The organism is Herbaspirillum sp. B65 (assembly GCF_000333555.1).
Classification (GTDB): domain Bacteria; phylum Pseudomonadota; class Gammaproteobacteria; order Burkholderiales; family Burkholderiaceae_D; genus Herbaspirillum; species Herbaspirillum rubrisubalbicans.
Genome location: NZ_BADI01000227.1, coordinates 1 through 5,423 on the forward strand (window position 1 = coordinate 1; position 5,423 = coordinate 5,423).

Consider the following 5,423-nt stretch of genomic DNA (forward strand, 5'->3'; position numbering starts at 1 on the left):
GCCGCGATGGTCCGTCGGGCAGACCGACGCGGCGGAACAGTCCCTCATCGATGTGTTCGAAGACTTCCGGCCCGGTCTTGCACACGCCCGGCAAGCCCACCGTGAAAGCATCGATGATGCCATTGGTATTGCCGAAGGGCAGCGGTGAGAGGAACATGTCGCACTGGTTGAACAGCGACAGGTATTGCTGGTAAGGCTGGTGCGCATAGACCTGAGCGCTGGGCACGTAGCGCAGGATCAGGCGTTGCAGCTGCGGATACAGCAGCCCCTGGGCCTGGCCCACCAGGAAATGCAGCCGCACTTGCCGGGCGGCACCCTGCGGCGCTTGCGCGGCCAGTTCGACGATCTTCTGGCACGCCGCCAGGAAGCGCGGATTGAGCTTCATGGTGGTGGCGGCAATGGCGACGTTGACCACGGCCTCGTCGCGCCGTTCCAGGCGCGGTACGGCAAAGGGAATGGCGGTGGGGCGATAGGGCTGGCCATCGGCCGGCAGGCGCAGCAGTGCTTCGGTGAAGCAGGCGGGGTCGCCTACGAAATCCTCTTCCACACTGATGTAGTCGATGCGCGGCGAGCAGGTGGTGGCCGGATGGCCCAGTGCGGCGACCTGCAAGGGCGCCACCCGCAGATTGGCGGCAAACATGGTGATGGGGAACATGCCTACGCTGGGCATGTAGAACACCCGCGGCTGGAGTGTCTGGGCAGTCTGGCGCAGGGTGCGCAGGCAGCCTGGCAGGTCGGCCGGGTGCTCCAGGGTGATGAATTCATCGAAGACGGCTCGCCCCAGTTCATCGGTATTGGCGGCGTAGCCCATGGCCACCACGTGGAAATGACGGCGCGCCGCCTCCAGGGTCTTGGAATGCGTGCGGTAGATCGAATGGCCGCCGGAAAACCATTCCAGCAACACCAGCATGACCGGTTTGCCAGCGACCCGGCCGCCTCCTTCATGTTGCAGGTCGCCCAGTCCATCGGCCTGCAGCTTCTTGAGGATCAACTGGTTGATGGCTCCCTTGATGCGGTGGCGCTGCGGCAGGTCGGCGTAGCTGCAATGCATGTAGACGTCGTGCAGCACTCCCACCGGCAAGCCTTCCAGCGAATCCAGTTCCTGCAGCCGGTCGGGCAGCCAGTTGAGCAGCGCCTCGCGCTTGGAGTGCGCGGCGGGGGTGCCGAGGAAGCGCGGCGACAGCAGCGCCAGGAACAGGGCCGCGGCCAGTGGTTTGTTCTGCGCCCAGAGCGCTTCCACGTCCAGCGGCAATTCGGATTCGGGGGAGTAGAGCAGGCAGAATTTCACCAGGTCCAGCGGTTTGACCTCGAACACTTCGGCTTGCGGCCCGCCCAGCTTGAGCGAACGCAGGATGTGGTCGGCATTGATGAAGTGGCTGGCGCCGAACAGGGCGGCCAGCCAGCGCTGGAAGTTGATGAGTTGGCCGAAGCCGTTGGGGCTGATGTGGAAGCTGGGGTCCGACAGCAGGGCTGAGATGGCGCTGGTGATGCGGGTCAGCATGTGCTGTTCCAGTTCGGCCTGGGTCACGGCGGGCGAGACCTGTAGCGAGAAATTGCCGGCCAGCTGCCCGTAGTGACGGTCGATCAGCATCAAGAGCCGCACCAGTTCGCGCGCGGCCGCTTCCTGCTGGCGTCCATAGCAGAGGTACTCGAATTTTTCCAGGGAGAAAATATCGTCTTGGCTGGCCGTCATCGCGGGGTCTCTTGATCAAGAAAGGCAGCCGGCATTGTGCCGTCTCTACCGCGTGAGGGCCAGTGCTTTAGCGCTGCTCTGGTTGGCCGGACTGACTTTCCACCAGTTCTGGAAAGATCAGTCTCAAGGCCAGTGGCGAGCGGTACAGCCTAGGCGCCCCATGCTCGGCATCCGGGATTGTCTGCTGCGGGTGCTTGATAGGAATTTGCCATTGCCTTGCCAAGAACTGTTCATAGTCCAGGTAAGCCAGTTGCCGGGCCAGCCGTGTAGGTCCCTGGCGGATGGCACCGCAGGATCGGTCGAGGAAGCGATGGTACGGGTCGGTATCGCGCTCGCCGACCAGGTAGCGTACGTCGCGCGCGGCATAGCGGGCGAACAACTGGCGTCCGTCCAGATGCTGTTGCGCCAGGTAGGCCGTGGGCTGGCCCAGTCCATAGCGATAATCGTCGTAGCGCGGGCAGCCGAAACTGGGCGGCACGGCAAAGTTCCCGTCCACTGGGCGTTCGGGGCTCAGGTAGAGGTAGGAGGAGGGGCTGGAGATGATGTAACGCAGGTGGATGCCACCTTGCTGCAAGTCTTCGGTGAGACCATTGAGCAGGGCATAGCGCTGCATGAGCTGCGCACCGGCCGAGTGGCCGATCAGCACGATCTCATGCAGGTCCGGGAAGCGACCGGGCTGGGCCAGCCAGCGCAGCAGGTCGTCCAGCGCTTGGAAGCTGCTGATCCCACTGACTCCTGCGATCGAGGCTTCGCCCTCCATCCAGGCGTCCTCGCCCCAGATAGGCATGTCCGGCAGCAGGTCGGCATCTTTCCTGGCCATGAAGTTGGGGGCCAGCAGCAGGGTATTGGCTGGCGTCAGTTGCGCCCTCTGCAGCAAGTGTTGGCCGAGGGCGAAATAATCCCCGGCATTGCGCTTGACTCCATGCACGACGATGACGGCCCGCTGTACGTCGCTGTGCAATTGGGCCAGGTCGGCATTAGCATAGACGGCCATGGTGTAAGGGACGGTGCTGCTGAGGGGCAAGGGCTGGCGGACCTGGGTGGAGGCAGCCTGGGCCGGTAGCAGGGGGAAGGACAGGACCGCTGTGAGAAACAGCGCTAGCAACGGGGCGGATAAACGAGCCATAGGTTCAGGTGAAGGTTGGCGTGTCAGACATACGCCAGCAATATAGCGCATCAATGCCTCATCGGCGCTACAGGCGCCGTACGTGATCAGTGACGCGTGCGTGCCTGCAACATGGCCGAGGGCGTCTGCCCGAACAGTTTCTTGTAATCACACGAGAACTGGCTGAAATTGGCAAAGCCCCAGGCCGCAGCGATGTCGCCGATGCTGCCCATGGCCTGGCTGCCGTCACCCTGGCACAGCGCACGGCGCACACCGTTGAGGCGCAGCGAGCGCAGGTAGCTGATCGGGCTCATGCCCAGCACGTCCTCGAAGCAGTATTGCAGCGTGCGCCGGCTCACATGCACTGCCTCGCACAGCATGGGGACGGTGACCGGGCTTTCCTGGTGGGCCAGGGCGAATTCGCGGGCATCGTTGACGATGCGGCGGCGGCGCAGGAAGCTGGACCCCGCTTCGGCCTCGATCTCGCTGTCATCGAGCAGGGCCAGCAGCGATACCAGCACAGCTTCCTGTCGCAACTGCAGCGCTGCATGGGCGTGCGCGCCGCTGGCTTGGTCGGCCAGGGCCAGCAGGGCGCTGATGTGCTGGCGGCAATCCTGCAGGCCGCCATGCTCCACCTTCAACAGTTCAGCCTGGCCCAGGCGGCTCCAGTCGGGCTGGCAGCCGAGCCGGGCGGCGCTGGCCTGCAAGGCGTCGCGCTGGACCACGATGCCGAAGATCTCATGGGCGTCGGGCGTGACCAGTTCGAATTCGCAGGCGCCGGGGCGGGTCATCACCATATCCTCAGCCACCGGGCGGCCATTGATGCGCATCCCGCTGGTGCGCACCTCGATGCCGAACCAATAGGCATCCGGCCACACCTGGCAGGACTGGCGCACGGCGCGGCTGCTGGCTTCGCGGAAGATCTGCAGGCCACTGCTCTGCCATTCTTGCAGTACGCCTTCGAAACGGCCGCAGGTGATCTGGTCGTAGCGCTGTTCCCAATTGGTCAGGTTATGGGCGTGCTCATCCACGTCGCGCGCAATGGCGGTGCGCAATGCCCGCTGGGTGGGCGTGGCAGCTGTGTCAGCCTGGGACAGTGAAAGAAAAGACATAAGGCCACTCCTTGATCGACTGCCAGCCCGCAGGCCGCGCAGTTTTGCCGAATTTCGATAACGCCGCCGATTTCGCCGTTGCTATATTGCGTCGCTAGGGCAGCGTATTGACGAAAATCAAGCAAGCGCCATGCCCGCAAGTTTTGCCAATCCTGCCAGTCCTATAACAATGGCCGTCATGTTGCGGCCCTACCTCTCGCGCCAACAGGAGAATCCGATGAATGCACGCTCTTCCGGGCAAGACCACACGCTCAAGCCCGTCCTCTCCACCCTGCAGCTCTGGGCCATTGCGGTCGGGCTGGTGATCTCCGGGGAATACTTCGGCTGGAGCTATGGCTGGGCCAGCGCCGGCACGCTGGGCTTTACGGTGACGGCGCTGTTCATCGCGGCCATGTATGCCACCTTCATCTTCAGCTTCACCGAACTGACCACTTCCATTCCGCACGCGGGCGGGCCGTTTGCCTACAGCAAGCGCGCTTTCGGGCCGGTGGGCGGCTATCTGGCCGGGGCTGCCACGTTGATCGAATTCGTCTTCGCACCACCGGCCATCGCCCTGGCCATCGGCGCCTATCTGAACGTGCAGTTCCCGCAGCTCGATCCCAAGCTGGCGGCGCTGGGCGCCTACCTGGTCTTCATGACGCTCAACATCGTGGGGGTGCAGATTGCCGCCACCTTCGAACTGTTCGTGACGCTGCTGGCGATCTTCGAGTTGCTGGTCTTCATGGGGGTGGTGGCGCCGGGCTTTTCGGTTGCCAATTTCACCAAGGGTGGCTGGTCCGGCAGTGATGGTTTCAGCCTGGCGGCGGTGCCCGGCATGTTCGCCGCGATTCCCTTTGCGATCTGGTTCTTCCTGGCCATCGAAGGCGTGGCCATGGCGGCCGAAGAGGCCAAGGATCCCAAGCGCTCCATTCCGATTGCCTACATCACCGGCATCCTCACGTTAGTGGTGCTGGCCATTGGCGTGATGCTCTTTGCCGGTGGCGCGGGTGACTGGACCAAGTTGGCCAACATCAATGATCCGCTGCCGCAGGCCATGAAACTGATCGTCGGCAATAACAGCAACTGGTTGCACATGCTGGTGTGGCTGGGTCTGTTCGGGCTGGTGGCGTCGTTCCACGGCATCATCCTGGGCTATTCGCGCCAGATCTTCGCCCTGGCGCGCGAAGGCTACCTGCCAAGGTATTTTGCGCGGGTCCATCCGCGCTTCAAGACTCCGCATCGCGCCATTTTGGCCGGTGGCGTGGTGGGCATCGCCGCCATCTACAGCGATGAGTGGATCACGCTGGGTGGTCAGACGCTCACGGCCAACATCGTGACCATGTCGGTGTTTGGCGCGATCCTGATGTACATCCTGTCGATGCTGGCGCTGTTCCGCCTGCGCCGCGCCGAGGCAGGGCTGGAGCGGCCGTTCCGCGCGCCGCTGTATCCCTACTTCCCGGCCTTTGCGCTCTTCGGTGCGCTGGTGTGCATGGCCACCATGATCTACTACAACCCGTTGATCTTCGGCATCTTT

Annotated in this window: 4 protein-coding genes; 1 reads left to right on the forward strand and 3 read right to left on the reverse strand. The window is 63.5% G+C overall.

Translation table 11 applies throughout. The features are described from left to right. The 3 genes from I5W_RS05855 to I5W_RS05865 form a co-directional block, all read right to left on the reverse strand. A partial coding sequence (locus I5W_RS05855) for a peptide transporter (protein ID WP_044528542.1) occupies positions 1 to 1,693 on the reverse strand: 1,693 nt, incomplete at its 3' end. A gap of 67 nt (positions 1,694 to 1,760) precedes the next feature. Further along, positions 1,761 to 2,819, reverse strand: coding sequence for a hypothetical protein (locus I5W_RS05860; protein ID WP_044528543.1), 1,059 nt, complete (start codon positions 2,817 to 2,819; stop codon positions 1,761 to 1,763). An 86-nt stretch (positions 2,820 to 2,905) separates the two neighbouring features. Then, positions 2,906 to 3,910, reverse strand: coding sequence for a helix-turn-helix domain-containing protein (locus I5W_RS05865; RefSeq protein WP_017450554.1), 1,005 nt, complete (start codon positions 3,908 to 3,910; stop codon positions 2,906 to 2,908). 217 nt (positions 3,911 to 4,127) lie between these two features. Between I5W_RS05865 and eat the strand changes: the two genes are divergently transcribed. After that, positions 4,128 to 5,423, forward strand: a 1,296-nt coding sequence (gene eat / locus I5W_RS05870) for an ethanolamine permease (RefSeq protein ID WP_044528544.1), incomplete at its 3' end; no start/stop codon positions are given.